This window comes from Neotamlana nanhaiensis, from assembly GCF_000943555.1.
In the GTDB taxonomy this organism is placed as follows: Bacteria; Bacteroidota; Bacteroidia; order Flavobacteriales; family Flavobacteriaceae; genus Neotamlana; species Neotamlana nanhaiensis.
This window is the reverse complement of sequence record NZ_JTDV01000008.1, coordinates 102,403-119,494: the sequence shown is the minus strand read 5'-3', so window position 1 is coordinate 119,494 and position 17,092 is coordinate 102,403. Positions and strand designations below refer to the sequence as shown.

Genomic DNA, 17,092 nt, shown 5'->3' with positions numbered 1-17,092 from the left:
TACTATCCCTAACGCGGGCTTATTTGCTAAGGTAAATTCTAAAACTAAAGCTTAGCAAAAACCGCTTTTAAATCGGCTTTTAAATCTTCGATGTCTTCAATACCAACCGATAAACGAATTAAATCTGGACCAACACCTGCCGATTCTTGTTCAGCTTCGGTTAATTGTTGATGCGTTGTACTTGCCGGATGTATAATTAAAGATTTTGTATCACCAATGTTTGCTAATAACGAGAATAATTTCGTCTCGTCTGCAATAGTTTTAGCAGCTTCAAAACCACCTTTAGCACCAAAGGTAACAATTCCGCTTTGTCCTTTAGGTAAATATTTTTCAGCTAAAGCATTGTATTTATTACTTTTTAAACCAGGATAGTTAACCCAAGCCACTTCATCTTGTGCTTCTAACCATTCTGCTAAAGCTAGGGCATTTTCGCTATGTTGCTTAATTCTAACTGGTAAGGTTTCTAGACCTTGAATAATATTAAATGCATTTGTTGGACTTAAAGCGCCACCAAAATCGCGTAAACCTTCTAAAATTAATTTAAAAGTATATGCCGCAGCACCTAAAGTTTCATGATATTTTAATCCGTGGTAACCAGCAGATGGTTCGGTAAATTCAGGAAATTTTCCGTTTGCCCAATTAAAGGTTCCAGCATCAATAATGGCTCCTCCAAGCGATGTTCCTTGTCCGCCAATATATTTGGTTAACGAATGAATAACAATATTCGCACCGTGTTCTATTGGGTTTAATAATGCCGGAGTTGCAACCGTATTATCAACAATAAACGGCACACCCGCTGCCTTGGAGTGCGCTGCAATAGCTTCTAAATCTAAAACATCTAATTTAGGATTCCCTAAAGATTCAACAAAAAACGCACGTGTATTATCTTGTACTGCAGCTGCAAAATTATCAGGATTTTCAGCATCAACAAAAGTAGTTGTAATACCTAAACGCGGTAAAGTAACTTTAAGTAAATTATAGGTTCCGCCGTATAAACTGCTCGATGCAACAACGTGATCACCAGCTTTTAAAAGCGTTAATAAACCTGTAGAAATTGCCGATGTTCCCGATGCAAAAACTACCGCACCAATACCGCCTTCTACAGCCGCTAAACGCTCTTGTAAAATTTGATTTGTTGGGTTATTTAATCGGGTGTAAATAAATCCTAATTCTTGTAACGAAAATAGGTTGGCTGCGTGATCTGAGTTATTAAAAACATAACTTGATGTTTGGTAAATAGGCACTGCTCTTGTTCCTGCGTTTGCTGTAACATCGTGACCTGCATGTAATGCGTTTGTTGCTAATTTTTGATTGCTCATTTTTCTAATTTTTTAGTTTAAAATTTAAATTAAAAAGTCAAAACGTACCACTATGGTATGCTTATTAGAAAAATGTTATTAAGATTGTGCGTATAATTACAGAAAGTAATTTACGTTAGTTATCTATCTAAAAACAAAAGTTTTAGTAGAATGTAGCACCTTCATGACCAAATAGTTTAATTTGAACAAGGGTTGCTAAGGTTTCAGCGGGTCTATTCCCTCCACCTTTCTTGATAACATTTCAATAAGTGTTTGAACTTTGTGAGTGCAAATATTCAATTAGAAAAAGTTAATATCCAAATTTTTTGATATAAATTTTACATAAAGAAATTGTAAAACCTATTTATCAAGTTGTATTTGTTTGAATTTATTCTGAATTATAACGTCGATAGGTTTACCTTCAATTTTAGTTTCTAACCAAGAAATAATATCGAGATATAAAAAAGCGCGACTTTGGTACGGATCGTTTTCGTATTCCTTTAATTTTTTATGCAATTTTATAAATTCTTGTTTTACTTCGTGCGGATAAATATCGCCTAAGCGTCGTAAAAATTTTATAAATTCTTTCTGCACATCGTACAGGTCTTCCATTTTTATTAAAAACTTATATGTACTTCGTATTAAAACATCTAAATTATAATCTAAACCAGCTTCGTAATGTGCAACAAGGTTTAAAATACGCGAAAAACACAACAAATCTTCACGCATTTGTAACGATTTATTACTTATAATTTTATTTAAAAATTCGATACACTTTCGGTTTTCACCAGCTCCAAAATACATACTCGCAATTTTATAGTAAAACACCATAATATGATGTTCGTCTATTCGATTTTTATAACCTTGTAACTGACTTAAAACTTCATTTATTAGAGGCAAACCTTGTTTAAAGGTACCTTCAATAAAATGAAAATTAAACTTATTATTATAAATAAAAAGAAACGATAAACTCGCGTTATTATCATCTAACGGAAACCATTTTTCCTTAGTAACCTTTTCTAAATTTTCTAACGTTATTTTAAATTTAGTATGTTGTTTTAAAAAGAAAAGCGACTCTAATAAATAATTGTTTCCTCGTAAATAAAATACGGGGTTTTGCTTTATCATTTCTGGGTTTTCATTAAATAAATCTACCCATTTTGATGCATATTTATAGCACGATAAAAAATCTACCGTTAAAAAACTATACCATAAATACGATTTATAAAGCCACAATTTTTCCCGAAAACCTAACTGATTAATATCATATTTAGGCATGCGATCGTTAAAATACTGAGTAACCATTTGGTGTTCTTCGTCGTTTTTAACATAACCTGTTTTTAAAAACAAACCATACAGTTGCAACGACAAATTAGACAATTTACTGGCCACCACATTATGCAAACTAAGTTCCTTAGCTTGAATAGTTAACTCATCGGCACGATTACTTAAGCTTCGTGTAATGTATTGCGATTCTATAATTTTTTCTAACTCTACAATTTCGTAAGCTATGTTTTTTTCTTCGTTTGAAATGGCTAGCGTTTTGGCTTTATCTAAAATTTTCAAACTTTGTTTGTATAAACCTTTATGATATAAAATAGTTGCAAAATCGAGTTGCTCACGAATTTGAATTCTAATGGTTTTATGCGAAGGATTTAATCGTAAACTAATTAAAATTTGCTTGTACAAATGAGCTTTTAAATTCGATAATTGTTGTTTTTTTACAATCCCTTTTTTTAAAATAGCCGCCTCGTCGTATGCCGGTAGTTTATCTAAAATAGTAAACAAGGTTAAAAACTTAGAATCTTCGTTACCTCCTAATCTTCCTACATAAAGTTTGAATTGTCTTTTTTCAGATTTCGATAACGATTTAATTAATACAAATAAATTATCTTTTTGTTCTTTTGTCATAGTACAAAAACAATATTAATATATTGATTTTCAATTTTTTAACCACACAAAAACCAAGTTAAACATCGTAATAAACATTGGTTCCATTAAAGTTTTATTAAACCAAAATATAACTTCGTAAATTAATACGAAAATATATTTTAATAAATGTCTGATAATAAAGTCCAAATTTTTGATACAACGCTAAGAGATGGCGAGCAAGTTCCTGGTTGCAAGTTAAATACCGAACAAAAGCTGATAATAGCTGAACAACTTGACACTTTAGGAGTTGACATTATTGAAGCAGGTTTTCCAGTTTCTAGCCCAGGCGATTTTAAATCGGTTGAAGAAATATCAAAATTAGTAAAAAACGCTACAGTTTGTGGTTTAACACGCTCTGTTGAAAACGATATAAAAGTAGCTGCCGAAGCTTTAAAATTTGCCAAAACACCTAGAATTCATACAGGTATTGGCACATCAGATTCACATATTCAACACAAATTTAAATCAAACAGAGATGCTATTATTGAGCGTGCAGTAAAAGCCGTAAAATATGCAAAATCGTTTGTTGAAGATGTAGAATTTTATGCTGAAGATGCAGGAAGAACAGACAATGAGTATTTAGCACGAGTTTGTGAAGCTGTGGTTGCCGCAGGTGCTACCGTTTTAAATATTCCCGATACTACTGGCTACTGTTTACCTAGTGAATACGGTGCAAAAATTAAATATTTAAAAGAAAACGTTAAAGGTATCGACAAAGCTATTCTATCATGTCACTGCCACAACGATTTAGGTTTAGCAACTGCAAACTCTATTGAAGGAGTAATTAACGGTGCGCGCCAAATAGAATGTACTATAAATGGTATTGGTGAACGTGCAGGAAACACCGCTTTAGAAGAAGTGGTTATGATTTTAAGACAACACCCATACTTAAATTTAGATACGAATATAAAATCTGAAATGCTTTATGGATTAAGCCAGTTAGTTTCAGATAGTATGGGTATTTACACGCAACCTAACAAAGCTATTGTTGGTGCCAACGCCTTTGCACATAGTTCTGGAATTCATCAAGATGGGGTTATTAAAAACCGTGAAACTTACGAAATCATAGATCCTAAAGATGTAGGTGTAACCGAATCGGCCATTGTTTTAACAGCAAGAAGCGGACGTGCAGCCTTAGCTTACCGTGCTAAAAATGTAGGTTACGAATTAACAAAACTTCAGTTAGACGAGATTTATGCTAGCTTTTTAGAATTTGCCGATAAGAAAAAAGAAATCGACGACAACGATATTCATAAAATTATTGAAAGCAGCAAATTGTACAAAGAAATTATCTCGGCATAGTAATAGTTTAATTTAAAAAACTTAAATTTAAAGTAACTTTACTTTTATAAGTTTCTAAATTCTAACATATGAAGTTAAATATAGCCGTTTTACCAGGTGATGGCATTGGTCCAGAAGTTACAGCGCAAGCCGTTAAGGTTTTAAAGGCTATAGCCATAAACTTTAATCATGTTTTTACATTTTCTAACGCTGAAGTTGGTGCCGGCGCCATTGAAAAATTTGGCGATCCGTTGCCAGAATCAACAGTTGAAACTTGTAAAAATGCCGACGCTATTCTTTTTGGTGCTATTGGTAAAACCTCTTACGATTTAGATCCATATGCAAAAGTGAGACCCGAACAAGGTTTACTTCGCTTACGCAAAACGTTAGATTTACACACCAACATTCGTCCTGTTATTGCTTACGATGATTTATTAATTAAATCGTCGCTAAAAAAAACACAAATAAAAGATACCAATCTTGTTATTTACAGAGAACTTACAAGCGGTATTTACTTTGGCGATAAATTTTTAAGTGAAGACAATAACACAGCAAGTGATGTTTGTAAATACACTAGAAACGAAGTTGAACGTGTCGCGCACATGGCTTTTAAGGCTGCTCAAAGCAGAAAAAGAAAACTTACTTTAGTAGACAAAGCCAATGTTTTAGAAAGCTCAAGACTTTGGCGTCGTGTTGTGCAAGAACTTGCATCGCAATACCCAAATGTAGAAGTTACTTATACTTACGTAGATAATGCAGCCATGGAGCTTATTATAAACCCAAAACAATTTGATGTTATTTTAACCGAAAATATGTTTGGCGATATCCTATCGGAAGAAGCTAGCGTAATTGTTGGTTCTATTGGGTTATTAGCTTCTGCTTCGATTGGCGATAAACACGTTATGTTCGAGCCAATTCATGGTGCTTACACAAAAGCAACAAACAAAGGTATTGCGAACCCGATTGCCTCTATATTATCGGCCGCTATGTTATTAGAGCATTTTGGTTTAGATGATGAAGCAGCATTAGTAAGGGAAGCCGTAGATAAATCGTTAACGCTTCATATTACAACCCCAGATTTGAATAACAAGTACGATAACATTACCACCACCAAAGTTGGAGATTTTATTGAAGATTTTATCAATAATCCAGATGAAACCAACTTGAATTTTACCAACATTCATTTGGGGCAATCTACAATTATATAATTTTGTGTAGATAAAATTACGTAGGAAGCCTAAAAGACAAAAAAAGCACATTTTTTAATTAAAAATGTGCTTTTTTATTTCATGTACAATTTAAATAAATTACCAAATACCATTCCTAAATCAAGCACACTTTCTTATTAAAGTTTGTTATTTTTGAAGCTACACCTAAAAATTAAACATGGAAATACTCAGTATTGATATTGACAATTTGGAGACAACAGCTACTCTAATAAACGTTGACTTCAGCGGTTGTGCTGTACTTTACCAACAACATAGCGTTAAATTAATTGGTCGCTTCTAGCTCATTTAAATCTGCTCGTTTCCAAATCTCGTCATAGTTATTGTCGATGCCTTTAAGAAACAATAAATCTCCTTTTATCTCAAATTCAAAATTCCCTACACCCCTATAAGTCTGAAGATTAGGATGAGTATACAAAACATGTTCTGTATATATACTATCGTTTACTTCATAGGTTCCAACAAAATCTGTAATAGCTAACTTTTTATCTACCTCTAATTCCATGACGGTAAATACGCTATTGGTAATAATCTTGATTCGACTTTTATTTACCCCATAAACATTAGTAGACACTAAACTATCTCTACCGCATAAAAGCCATGCTCCTTCTAACTCAGATTTAGAAATGGTTGATTGCGCGCTAGAGTTAAGACCAAAAATAAGTGCAAATAATAGAACAGGAATGGAAAGAATGGTAAGTTTTTTCATTGCATTAGTTTTTAAATTGAACAAATCTTTAAAACACCATAATATTGAATAGTTTGATTGATTTAAACTTTGATTCTCTTCATAATCCTCAGATTCATCAAAATAATCAAACTCTAAAATTTTAGAAATTTTTTTAATTGTATATGCTCGTGGCTCAACCATTCCAGCCTCAATTCTCTGAATAGTTCGGACTGAAATGTTACATAGTTGGGCTACTTCCTGTTGCGTTAAACCTTTGGAAGTTCTAACTTCAATTAATTTCTTTCTAAAATTTTTATTCATATAGGAATTTTCATCTAATTTCAAATTTATCTAAAATACAACAAAAGAAAACACCTGTATTATGCACGACATTAACACGACATTTCAAATAAAAACCTATAAATCAATTGCTTACAAAAAAACTATTTAGGAAATTTAGCCGCAATTTTATCTAAACATAAATTGTGTATACTACCTACATGGGTATGTTTTTTAGAGGTATCTGGTGTGTAAGTACCGTCTTGAACTTCACCTCCAATTTTTTGGTAAGCCTCTCTAAAACTCATACCGCCAACAACTAAAGTATTGATATTATCTACCGTGAACAGGTATTTGTATTTATCGTCGTTTAAGTCGATATCTTTTACAATGATTTGCTGAATGGAATAATTAAAAATATCTAAAATACCTTTCAACTCTTCAAAAGCCGCAATCATATTTTCTTTTATCAATTGAAAATCTCTATGATAACCACTTGGTAAATTATTGGTAATTAAAACCATTTCACTTTGAAGCGCTTGTATTTTATTACACTTACCGCGAATCAACTCAAAAACATCCGGATTCTTTTTATGTGGCATTATACTACTTCCGGTAGTTAATTCATCAGGGAAAGAAATAAAGTTGAAATTCTGACTCATATACAAACACACATCCATAGCAAAACGCGCCAAGGTATTAGCCAAACTTCCCAAGGCCGTCGCAATGGTGCGTTCATTTTTTCCACGTCCCATTTGTGCAGCAACCACATTGTATTTTAAGGTTGAAAACTGCATTTCTTTCGTGGTTAATTCTCTATCAATAGGAAACGAGCTTCCGTAACCTGCCGCCGATCCTAACGGATTTTGATCCACGGTTTTTATCGCTGCATTTAGCAAGTACACGTCGTCAATCATTAATTCTGCATATGCCGAAAACCATAACCCGAATGACGATGGCATTGCCACTTGCAAGTGCGTGTAACCTGGTAGTAATTTTTCTTTGTAGTTCTCTGCCTGCGTTAAAAGTGTATCGAAAAGTGTTTTTGCTTTCGCCTTAATTTCAGCCAAATTATCTTTGTAATACAAATGGCAAGCCACTAAAACCTGATCGTTTCTAGAACGCGCCGTATGTATCTTTTTCCCAACTTCACCAAGCGTTTTAGTTAATTCGAATTCTATTTTTGAATGCACATCTTCAAACTGCTCATCAATTACAAAAGTCCCGTTTTCAATTTGCTTTTCAAGGGCTTTTAATCCGCCTAACAAATCAATTAATTCTGCGGCCGAAATAATGCCAATTTTTTGGAGCATCTTAGCATGCGCACGCGATGCAATAACATCGTATTTTGCAATGTGAATATCAATTTCGCGATCGTTACCAACCGTAAATTGTTCTATTTTTTTATCTATCGATATACCTTTATCCCACAACTTCATGTTCTTATTGTTTATTTGTTGATGCGCTGATTTGTTTAAACGATTACTCGATTCAACAAATCAACATATATTTTAATTCCTTCTTCAATTTCATTTAAATATATAAATTCATCGGCAGAATGCGAGCGTGTACTATCGCCAGGACCTAATTTTAAGCTCGAACAACTCAACACCGCTTGATCTGATAATGTTGGCGACCCATAGGTTTCTCTCCCCATAGCAATGCCTGCTTTTACCAAATCGTGATCTACTGGAATAGAGGACGAATTTAACCTTAAACTACGCGGTGTAATACTCGTTACGGGCGCTTCGTTTTGTAAAATTTCAGCAATTTCGGCATTGCTGTAAGCATCGTTTACGCGAACATCAATCACCAAATTTAAATCGGCTGGAACTGCGTTATGTTGCTTTCCTGCATTTATTTGACTCACCGTTAGTTTCACATCTCCTAAAGCTTCAGAGCCTTTTTCAAATTTATAATCTTTAAACCATTGTAAGGCTTCAATCGATTTATAAATAACATTATCGTCGTTTGGATGCGCCGCATGACTTGGTGTTCCTGTTAAAACCGCATCAAAAACTACGAGGCCTTTTTCAGCAACAGCTAAATTCATAAGAGTTGGTTCGCCCACAATAGCTACATCTACTTTAGGAATGACACTCAACATGCTATTAAGTCCATTTGGGCCGCTGCTTTCTTCTTCCGCGGAAGCGACAATAACCAAGTTATATTTTAAATGTTCTTGATTGTAAAAATAAGCAAAGGTTGCCAATAACGACACCAAACAACCTCCGGCATCGTTACTTCCCAAACCGTAAAGTTTCCCATCTTCTACAATGGCTTTAAATGGATCTTTGGTGTAGGCAGAATTTGGTTTAACCGTGTCGTGATGCGAATTAAGCAACAATGTTGGTTTACCTTCAGCAAAGTGTTTATTAACCGCCCAAACATTATTTTTGGTGCGTTTATAATCTATATTTTGATGTTTAAACCAAGCTTCAATATGTAACGCGGTTTCGTTTTCTTCGGAAGAAAATGATGGCGTTTCAATCAAGTTTTTTAGTAACTCGATAGCGTCTTTGGTTAACTGCTCAATCATATATATAGGGTTGAAAATTTTTGATTTGTGTTGGTAATAACCGAAGGATTACCAATAATAACTTTTGATACACCTTCTTGCAAGGCGTAATAACAATTCTCTAGTTTTGGTAACATACCACCCGCGAATTTACCTTGAATTTTTAGTGTTTCGTAAGTTCCTGAATCCATAAAATCGATCACAGAATTATCGTCATCAACATCTAAAAGCACCCCGTTTTTCTCGAAACAATAAACCAATTCGGTTTTGTAATGTTTTGATAGTGCAATGGCTAATTCTGATGCAATCGTATCGGCATTGGTGTTTAATAATTGTCCGTTTTGGTCATGCGAAATGGCGCAAAACACTGGTGTAATATCGTTATTGATTAGCACACGCATGGCTTTCGTGTTCACTTTTTTTACATCGCCCACAAAACCATAATCTATTTTTTTAACAGGGCGCTTTACTGAAACAATAGCGTTACCATCGGCTCCAGAAAAACCAACGGAATTACATTGATTGGCCTGCAATTTAGCGATGATATTTTTATTGATTTTACCTGCGTAAACCATAGAAATAATATCTAAAGTAGCTGCATCGGTAATACGGCGACCGTCTACCATATTTACGGGAATCTGCATATCTTGCGCTAATTTTGTCGCTATTTTTCCGCCACCATGAACCAATACTTTTGGACCTTTTAGCGCTGCAAATTGCGATAAAAATTTCTCTAATGCCGCATCATTATCTATTACGTTACCGCCTACTTTTACTATTTTAAGTGTTTCCATTTAAGCTGAACTTCTTTCAGTTTCTTCTATTTTGATTCTTATAATTCTATTGATCCTAAATCGACGTTTCGACTGCGCTCAACGTGACAATTCACGATAACAAAAACTATAAATTTTCTAATAATTTCTTAAGTGCTAATTGCGCTGCATAGGTTCTGTTATTAGCTTGCTGAATCACGATTGAGCTATCGCTATCTAAAACCGCATCTTCAACAATTACATTACGACGCACTGGTAAACAATGCATAAATTTAGCATCGCCTAATTTTTCTTTGGTAATCATCCAATTTGGGTCTTTATTTACCACTTTACCGTAGTCCTCATAAGAGCTCCAGTTTTTCACATACACAAAATCGGCGTCTTTAAAGGCTTCCTCTTGGTTGTGAATTATAGGCGTGTCTTTTGTAATTTCTGGACTTAAATTATAACCTTCTGGATTTGTAATTACAAAATCGACATCCATTTTTTGCATTGCTTGCGTAAAACTATTTGCTACCGCATGTGGCAATGCTTTTATGTGTGGCGCCCAACTTAATACCACTTTTGGTTTCTTCTTTTTAGAAAACTCAGAAATGGTTATCGCATCGGTTAAAGCTTGTAACGGATGCCCTGTGGCGCTTTCCATGTTTACAATGGGCACAGACGCGTATTTTTTAAAAGCTTCTAATACCTGTTCGCTTTCGTCTTTAGCTTTATCGGTTAAGGTCGGGAATGCTCTTACCGCAATAATGTCGCAGTATTGCGAGACTACTGCCGCGGCTTCTTTAATATGTTCGGCGGTGTTGCCGTTCATAACCGTACCATCTTCAAACTCTAAACCCCAAGCGTCACCAGAAACATTCATCACAATAGGATTCATTCCTAAATTTAAAGCGGCTTTTTGCGTACTCAAGCGCGTGCGCAAACTAGAATTAAAAAACAACAACCCTAAGGTTTTGTTTTTTCCTAAATCTATATGTTTTAACGGCATTAGCTTTAGTGCTTTGGCTTCTTCAATCCAAGAATCGATATTATCGATATCGTTTATTGATGTGTAATGTTTCATTTCTTTATTTTAAAACTAATTATCATTCGAGAAACGACTTCTTCTTTTAAATTAAAAGATTACTTCGCCATGACTCGTAATGACAGTATTATTTAAATTCTTCTATTTTACTTTGGTAAACGCCACCTTATTTTCAATAGCATTTTTTATAAAATTATCTTCTAAACCATTAACAATCCAGGTTTCAATTTTGGCACTTTTGGCAACCGAAGCAGCTTCTATTTTTGATTGCATACCACCGCTACCGTGTGACGATTTAGAATTAACAACTTCGTTTTTTAAAGCTTCAAAATCTTCAACCAAAGCAATGGTTTCTGGCGTTCCGTTTTCAATTGAAGCTTTGGTATAAATACCATTTGTATTTGTAGCAATTATAAACAAATCAGCTTCAATTAACGATGCTGTTAAAGCACCTAATTTATCGTTGTCGCCAAATTTAATTTCATCGGTTGCAACGGTATCATTCTCGTTAATTATAGGAATGTAATTATTGTTTACCAATACATTTATGGTGTTAACAATATTGACTTTGCTTTCTTCCTTTTCGAAATCGGAATAGGACAATAAACACTGCGACGTTAACAAACCATATTCTCTAAATATTTCTTGATAAATACGAATTAAATGCGGCTGCCCAATAGATGCCAAAGCTTGTTTTACAAAAACGTCTTCTTGTTTACTTTCTAATTTCACAAACTGTTTCGCGACAGCAATAGCGCCCGAACTCACAATTACAAACTCGTAATCGTTTTGAAGTTTCGCAATTTGATTCGCCAAATCTTCAATTTTACCTCGCGATAAATTATCGGTTTCTTTAGTAAGCGTGTTAGACCCTATTTTTAGTAAAATGCGTTTCTTTTTTCCCATTTTTAACTTCAACTGCGCTCAGTTTGACATACTTCGTGTTACAGTTACTTCTTTAATTTAACGTGTTTGTCCTGTGCCGTGTACGTACCATTTATTGGTTACTAAATGCTGTAACCCTATTGGTCCGCGTTGGTGTAATTTATCTGTACTAATCGCCAATTCGCCACCCAAACCTAATTGTCCGCCATCGGTAAAACGCGTCGAGGCGTTGTGATACACCGCGGCAGTATCAACGTTTTCCATAAAGGTTTTAGCTTCAGTTTCGTTTTTAGTAATGATAGATGAAGAATGCCCGCCAGAATATTTATTTATCATAGCAATGGTTGCTTCGTTGTTTGCAATTTCGCCAATTAAAATTTTATAATCTAGAAATTCCTCGTACCAAACAGCATCAGAAGTTATACTTTCTAAACCGTATGCTTTTGCCACTTCAGCATCTCCTAAAACCTCGATATTTGAATCTTTTAATTTTGAAATTAATTGAGATACAAATTCAGATTTATTCGGAAGATTTTTATCAATCAACACCTTATCAACCGCGTTACATGCCGAAATTTTAGATTTTCCGTTAAGGATCACATCAACCGCAATATCTAAATCGGCTTCCTTGTGCACATACACAAAATTATTACCACGACCACTAACAATAACAGGACAACGCGCGTGTTCTTTTGTAAATGCGATTAAGCGCTCGCCACCACGAGGTACAATTAAATCGAGTTGCTGAGTTGGATTTTCTAAAAACGCTTGGGTTTCGGTTCTGTTAAACTGAAGATACTCCACCCAATCGGTTGACGCTCCATTTTCCTTTAAAGCTTGATGCCATAATTCTACAATTTTCAGGTTGGAGCGTAACGATTCTTTACCGCCTTTTAGTAAAATTTTGTTCCCCGATTTAAATGCAATTCCAGCAGCTTCAACCGTTACATCCGGACGTGATTCGTAAATAATTAAAACCGTTCCAAACGATGCGGTTTTGTTATACACTTGCATGCCATTATCGTGCTTAAAGCTAAAACGCTCCACACCAACTGGGTCGTCTTGCGACGCTAAATGTGTCGCAGATTTAATCATTTCATCAACCTTAGCATCATTCACTTTTAAGCGATCGAACATCGAAATATCGTCGCCTTTATAAGCATCACAATCGGTTTTATTAATGTTAATAATTTCTTGCCTTTCTTCTTCTAAAAGTTCTGCCATTCTCAATAAAACAGCGTTTCTTTTTTCAATAGATAGTAAGGTATTCATTTGTTTTTTTCTTTTTATAGTTCGCCTTAGTGTACAATTTTTAAAACGGAATGACAATTAGGCATGTATAATGTTTTGTTAAACTTTAAAATATAGATTTAATTAAGATTACAATCTTTATTGTACATAATTACAATTTCTGATATAGCATTTTTTTCAATTTCACCATTCTTTAATTTTTCAATTAAACGTGGACATTCTTCAAATAAATGCCATTCATTCCCCCTAATCTTTCCTCCAATATTGTATGTAATATTATTCTTTTCTATGTAAAACACTTTACTTGCTCCGTAATGCGTATTGTACATTGGTGTACTGGTTGGGGTTGCATGCATATGCTGCATTGTTACAGCACCGGATTTTTCAACACAGAATAAATTAATTTCACCCAATTCTTCAATCCGCATCAACATAGAAATATCATTGACTGTTCTATATAAAAACTTTTCTTTTGTTTCTAAATTATCGTAACCAATAATATCTTTAGATTCGTAGGTTATTGCCTTATCATCAATAGTTTGCTTAAACTTTATACCTCCAAGAGTCTTAACTTTAATTAAACCTTCATGAGTAGTACTATCTTTCAAGCGAACCACTCCTTTTTCGTAAAGCGACCCTTTTTTCCAATTAGTCTGTGCGTAGTTTTGTGTAAAAAATAAACTTGTTATAATATAAAATAGTACTCTCATTTTTAAACTTTTAATTCAACACTGCTTTTAACGCTTTAAAAAAGACATCAATTTGCGCTTTGGATATGTTTAATGGTGGTAAAATTCTGAGTAATTTTTTATTTGAAGCACCTCCTGTAAATATATGATGTTCGTAAATTAATTTTTTTCTTAATTCACCTACTTCAAAATCGAATTCTAACCCCAACATTAAACCGCGACCTTTTATATTTTTTATCTGTGGAATGGTTTTAGCTTCCGAAATAAAATACTCAGAAACTTCATTTACATTATCGATTAACGCTTCGTCTTCAATGGTATTTAAAACAGATAAACCCGCAGCACATGCTAAATGATTTCCGCCAAAAGTTGTCCCGAGCATGCCATATTTGGCTTCGATATCTGGATGAATTAAAACACCCCCAATTGGAAAACCATTACCCATACCTTTAGCTATCGAGATGATATCTGGCGTCACATTATAATACTGAAACGCAAAGAATTTACCAGAACGCCCGTAACCAGATTGCACCTCATCGGCAATAAACATAGTATTATTGGCTTTACAAAGCGCGAATACTTGTTCGTAAAAATCTGCAGTGGCTTGATCCAAACCACCAACACCTTGAATAAACTCAATAATTACAGCACAAACATCGCCTTTTTCAAGTTCTGTTTTTACACCTAAAATATCGTTCAGTTCAAGAATAGTTACTTTTTGCTGCGCATTAATAGGCGCAATAATATTTTTATTATCGGTAGCTGCAACAGCCGCCGATGTACGTCCGTGAAATCCGTTTTTAAAGGCCACAACACGCTCTTTACCAGTTTTAAACGAAGCTAATTTTAAAGCGTTTTCGTTAGCTTCGGCACCAGAATTACATAAAAATAAGTTATAACCCTCACAGCCAGATAAGGCTTCAATTTTGTTAGCCAATTCAACTTGTAACGGATTTTGAATCGCGTTAGAGTAAAACCCAAGTTTATTAACCTGTTCTGTAATGGCTTTTGTATAATTTGGGTGTGCATGACCAATAGAAATTACTGCATGACCACCGTATAAATCTAAATATTCTGTTCCGTTATCGTCGTAAACATAAGCGCCTTTCCCAGACACTGGAGTAACATTGTATAGCGGATACACATCAAATAATGGCATTTTCTTGTTATTTTAGTTGATTGTTTTTTGTTGTTGGTTATCGGTTATAAACCAAAACCAATTAACTGTTTTTTAGATGATTAATTTTTTCGAAAGAGGCTACAATACCTTGTATTAAAGCCGAACTTAAACCTTGGTGTTCCATAGCATTTAAACCTTCGATTGTACAACCGCTTGGTGTGGTTACTCGGTCTATTTCTTGTTCTGGATGTTTCCCCGATTCCAACAATAAACTCGCCGAACCAAAACAAGTTTGCACTGCTAGTTCATGAGCTTCGTGAGCCTCAAAACCTAATTGAATAGCGCCTTGAGTAGTCGCGCGAATTAAACGCATCCAAAACGCAATACCACTCGCACAAATTACCGTTGCTGCTTGTATTTGCTCTTCTGGAATAACCATAGTGGCTCCTAATTGGTTAAAAATGGTTTTTGCTAAATCCATTTTACTTTCCCCTTTTTCGTTGGCCGCCAAACAGGTCATAGATTTTCCAATTGAAATCGCCGTATTTGGCATTACGCGAATAATGTTTTTATCTGCGCCAATTATATTTTCAATTCTAGCAATTTCAACTCCTGCCGCTACTGACATGATTACGTGATGCTTTTTTATTCCCGCTGCAACGCTATTTAAAACACCATCGATATGGCGTGGTTGCAACGCAAAAATTACAACATCGGAGTTTTTAACAGCTTCGGCATTATCGTTTGTGATTTTCACATATTCTTCGTTGCTAAAATCCTTTACCGCTGTCGTACTTCTATCACTTAAATACAACGACGTAAACGATTTATTCTTAATAAGTCCTTTTGCAATCGAACTCCCTAAATTTCCTGTTCCTATTATGGCTATTTTCATAATTCTATTATTTCATTTTATGGCGTTACCCACAAGGGGTCGCGCTTTTCGCTATATCTTTTTTATTGGTTCTCGATACATTTTGCTCATACTTCACAAAACACTCGAACTGACATAAAAAAGGATGCCGCTGCAATCGCTAACGCACTACTGTTATGAGATGCTGAAATACTGAAACAAGTTCAGCGCAAGCAAGTTCGGCATAACGTTACATCTAAAAATAAGTTCCTTTCAATCCTAATCCTGTAGTTTCCTCTAAACCGAACATTAAATTCATGTTTTGAATAGCTTGCCCTGAGGCTCCTTTCAATAAATTATCAATTATACTTGTGATAAGTAATTTACCTTCGTGTTTATGCAAATGAACTAAACATTTGTTGGTATTAACCACTTGTTTTAAATGCAAGAAGTCATCACTTACAAAAGTAAATTCTGCGCTGTCATAAAAATTGCTATACAAGCTTTTAGCATCTTCTACAGTACCTTCAAATTTGGTATATAGGGTTGCAAAAATACCTCTTGAAAAATTACCACGATTTGGCATAAAATTAATTTCGGAAGTAAAACTACTTTGCAATTGCTTCACCGATTGATTAATCTCACCTAAATGTTGATGTGTAAACGGTTTGTAATACGAAAAATTATTATCACGCCATGTATAATGTGTGGTTGCAGACAATGATGTTCCTGCGCCAGTAGCACCTGTTACAGCATTAATATGAATATCATCTTGTAGCAAATTAGTATCTGCAAGCGGCAATAACCCTAACTGAATCGCGGTAGCAAAACATCCTGGATTTGCAATATAATTGGCCGATTGAATATCGGTTTTATTCAATTCTGGCAAACCGTAAACAAAGTTTTTACCATCAAAAACCTTATCAGCTTCCAATCTAAAATCATTACCTAAATCGATAATTTTAGTGCCTTCAGAAAAGGTATGATTGGATAAAAACTTAACCGAATTACCATGGCCTAAACATAAAAATAACACATCTACATTTGGGTTAACTGTATCTGTAAACACACGATTTAAACTACCCACCAAATCTTGATGCACTTTGCTAATTTGATTACCAGCATTACTGGTACTGTAAACAAAATCTATCTCGGCTTCTGGGTGGTTTACCAATAATCGGATTAATTCTCCAGCAGTATAACCCGCACCACCTATAATTCCTACTTGTATTTTTTTCATTTTATTTCGATTATCAGCCCTGTCAGGTTTTAAATACCCGACAGGGCTCG

Annotated in this window: 15 protein-coding genes and 1 riboswitch; of the genes, 2 read left to right on the top strand and 13 right to left on the bottom strand. The window is 34.5% G+C overall.

What is annotated here, in order from left to right; all coding sequences use genetic code 11:
* Positions 1 to 44: 44 nt before the first annotated feature.
* A complete protein-coding gene (locus PK35_RS09960; RefSeq protein WP_044626568.1) occupies positions 45 to 1,319 on the bottom strand; it encodes an O-acetylhomoserine aminocarboxypropyltransferase/cysteine synthase family protein in 1,275 nt (424 codons plus the stop codon).
* A gap of 116 nt (positions 1,320 to 1,435) precedes the next feature.
* A riboswitch (SAM riboswitch) is annotated at positions 1,436 to 1,559 on the bottom strand.
* A gap of 99 nt (positions 1,560 to 1,658) precedes the next feature.
* The gene (locus PK35_RS09955) at positions 1,659 to 3,209 is read right to left on the bottom strand and encodes a hypothetical protein (RefSeq protein ID WP_044626567.1); all 1,551 of its coding nucleotides are present in this window, start codon (positions 3,207 to 3,209) and stop codon (positions 1,659 to 1,661) included.
* 147 nt (positions 3,210 to 3,356) lie between these two features.
* Between PK35_RS09955 and PK35_RS09950 the strand changes: the two genes are divergently transcribed.
* Positions 3,357 to 4,532, top strand: a complete 1,176-nt coding sequence (locus tag PK35_RS09950; protein WP_082048570.1) for a 2-isopropylmalate synthase — start codon at positions 3,357 to 3,359, stop codon at positions 4,530 to 4,532.
* A 68-nt stretch (positions 4,533 to 4,600) separates the two neighbouring features.
* On the top strand, positions 4,601 to 5,719 hold the full coding sequence (gene leuB, locus PK35_RS09945; RefSeq protein WP_044626566.1) for a 3-isopropylmalate dehydrogenase: 1,119 nt from the start codon (positions 4,601 to 4,603) through the stop codon (positions 5,717 to 5,719).
* A 283-nt stretch (positions 5,720 to 6,002) separates the two neighbouring features.
* Here leuB and PK35_RS17180 read toward each other — a convergent pair whose 3' ends face one another.
* The 11 genes from PK35_RS17180 to argC all read right to left on the bottom strand — a co-directional run bounded on the left by PK35_RS17180 (position 6,003) and on the right by argC (position 17,042).
* Positions 6,003 to 6,728: a helix-turn-helix domain-containing protein gene (locus PK35_RS17180; RefSeq protein WP_052825969.1), complete on the bottom strand. Its 726-nt coding sequence runs from the start codon at positions 6,726 to 6,728 to the stop codon at positions 6,003 to 6,005.
* A 122-nt stretch (positions 6,729 to 6,850) separates the two neighbouring features.
* Positions 6,851 to 8,125, bottom strand: coding sequence for an argininosuccinate lyase (gene argH, locus PK35_RS09935; RefSeq protein ID WP_044626565.1), 1,275 nt, complete (start codon positions 8,123 to 8,125; stop codon positions 6,851 to 6,853).
* A gap of 35 nt (positions 8,126 to 8,160) precedes the next feature.
* Entirely contained in the window at positions 8,161 to 9,225 is a 1,065-nt protein-coding gene (locus PK35_RS09930) for a M20 family metallo-hydrolase (RefSeq protein ID WP_044626564.1), read from the bottom strand.
* Positions 9,222 to 9,998 (bottom strand): acetylglutamate kinase, encoded by a 777-nt coding sequence (gene argB / locus PK35_RS09925; RefSeq protein ID WP_044626563.1) that lies wholly within the window; start codon positions 9,996 to 9,998, stop codon positions 9,222 to 9,224. The genes PK35_RS09930 and argB overlap by 4 nt, the downstream gene beginning before the upstream one ends.
* A 106-nt stretch (positions 9,999 to 10,104) precedes the next feature.
* Positions 10,105 to 11,043, bottom strand: coding sequence for an N-acetylornithine carbamoyltransferase (locus PK35_RS09920; RefSeq protein WP_044626562.1), 939 nt, complete (start codon positions 11,041 to 11,043; stop codon positions 10,105 to 10,107).
* Positions 11,044 to 11,145: 102 nt separating this feature from the next.
* Positions 11,146 to 11,910 carry a glutamate 5-kinase gene (gene proB / locus PK35_RS09915; RefSeq protein WP_044626561.1) on the bottom strand — a complete coding sequence of 255 codons (765 nt, stop codon included), beginning with the start codon at positions 11,908 to 11,910 and terminating at the stop codon, positions 11,146 to 11,148.
* A 57-nt stretch (positions 11,911 to 11,967) separates the two neighbouring features.
* The gene (locus PK35_RS09910) at positions 11,968 to 13,179 is read right to left on the bottom strand and encodes a glutamate-5-semialdehyde dehydrogenase (RefSeq protein WP_262509289.1); all 1,212 of its coding nucleotides are present in this window, start codon (positions 13,177 to 13,179) and stop codon (positions 11,968 to 11,970) included.
* A gap of 80 nt (positions 13,180 to 13,259) precedes the next feature.
* Positions 13,260 to 13,850, bottom strand: coding sequence for a hypothetical protein (locus tag PK35_RS09905; RefSeq protein ID WP_044626559.1), 591 nt, complete (start codon positions 13,848 to 13,850; stop codon positions 13,260 to 13,262).
* Between the two features lie 10 nt (positions 13,851 to 13,860).
* Positions 13,861 to 14,988 (bottom strand): aspartate aminotransferase family protein, encoded by a 1,128-nt coding sequence (locus tag PK35_RS09900; protein WP_044626558.1) that lies wholly within the window; start codon positions 14,986 to 14,988, stop codon positions 13,861 to 13,863.
* A 61-nt stretch (positions 14,989 to 15,049) separates the two neighbouring features.
* Positions 15,050 to 15,844, bottom strand: a complete 795-nt coding sequence (gene proC / locus PK35_RS09895; protein ID WP_044626557.1) for a pyrroline-5-carboxylate reductase — start codon at positions 15,842 to 15,844, stop codon at positions 15,050 to 15,052.
* A 214-nt stretch (positions 15,845 to 16,058) separates the two neighbouring features.
* Positions 16,059 to 17,042: an N-acetyl-gamma-glutamyl-phosphate reductase gene (gene argC / locus PK35_RS09890; protein WP_044626556.1), complete on the bottom strand. Its 984-nt coding sequence runs from the start codon at positions 17,040 to 17,042 to the stop codon at positions 16,059 to 16,061.
* Positions 17,043 to 17,092 lie beyond the last annotated feature (50 nt).

What these genes read in the sequence shown, in the direction of transcription:
- argC (WP_044626556.1), bottom strand. Translation starts at nt 17,042, where the DNA reads ATGAAAAAAATACAAGTAGGAATTATAGGTGGTGCGGGTTATACTGCT.
- PK35_RS09930 (WP_044626564.1), bottom strand. Translation starts at nt 9,225, where the DNA reads ATGATTGAGCAGTTAACCAAAGACGCTATCGAGTTACTAAAAAACTTG.
- PK35_RS09950 (WP_082048570.1), top strand. Translation starts at nt 3,357, where the DNA reads ATGTCTGATAATAAAGTCCAAATTTTTGATACAACGCTAAGAGATGGC.
- argH (WP_044626565.1), bottom strand. Translation starts at nt 8,125, where the DNA reads ATGAAGTTGTGGGATAAAGGTATATCGATAGATAAAAAAATAGAACAA.
- proC (WP_044626557.1), bottom strand. Translation starts at nt 15,844, where the DNA reads ATGAAAATAGCCATAATAGGAACAGGAAATTTAGGGAGTTCGATTGCA.
- PK35_RS09960 (WP_044626568.1), bottom strand. Translation starts at nt 1,319, where the DNA reads ATGAGCAATCAAAAATTAGCAACAAACGCATTACATGCAGGTCACGAT.
- PK35_RS09955 (WP_044626567.1), bottom strand. Translation starts at nt 3,209, where the DNA reads ATGACAAAAGAACAAAAAGATAATTTATTTGTATTAATTAAATCGTTA.
- PK35_RS09920 (WP_044626562.1), bottom strand. Translation starts at nt 11,043, where the DNA reads ATGAAACATTACACATCAATAAACGATATCGATAATATCGATTCTTGG.
- PK35_RS09900 (WP_044626558.1), bottom strand. Translation starts at nt 14,988, where the DNA reads ATGCCATTATTTGATGTGTATCCGCTATACAATGTTACTCCAGTGTCT.
- proB (WP_044626561.1), bottom strand. Translation starts at nt 11,910, where the DNA reads ATGGGAAAAAAGAAACGCATTTTACTAAAAATAGGGTCTAACACGCTT.
- argB (WP_044626563.1), bottom strand. Translation starts at nt 9,998, where the DNA reads ATGGAAACACTTAAAATAGTAAAAGTAGGCGGTAACGTAATAGATAAT.
- PK35_RS17180 (WP_052825969.1), bottom strand. Translation starts at nt 6,728, where the DNA reads ATGAATAAAAATTTTAGAAAGAAATTAATTGAAGTTAGAACTTCCAAA.
- leuB (WP_044626566.1), top strand. Translation starts at nt 4,601, where the DNA reads ATGAAGTTAAATATAGCCGTTTTACCAGGTGATGGCATTGGTCCAGAA.
- PK35_RS09905 (WP_044626559.1), bottom strand. Translation starts at nt 13,850, where the DNA reads ATGAGAGTACTATTTTATATTATAACAAGTTTATTTTTTACACAAAAC.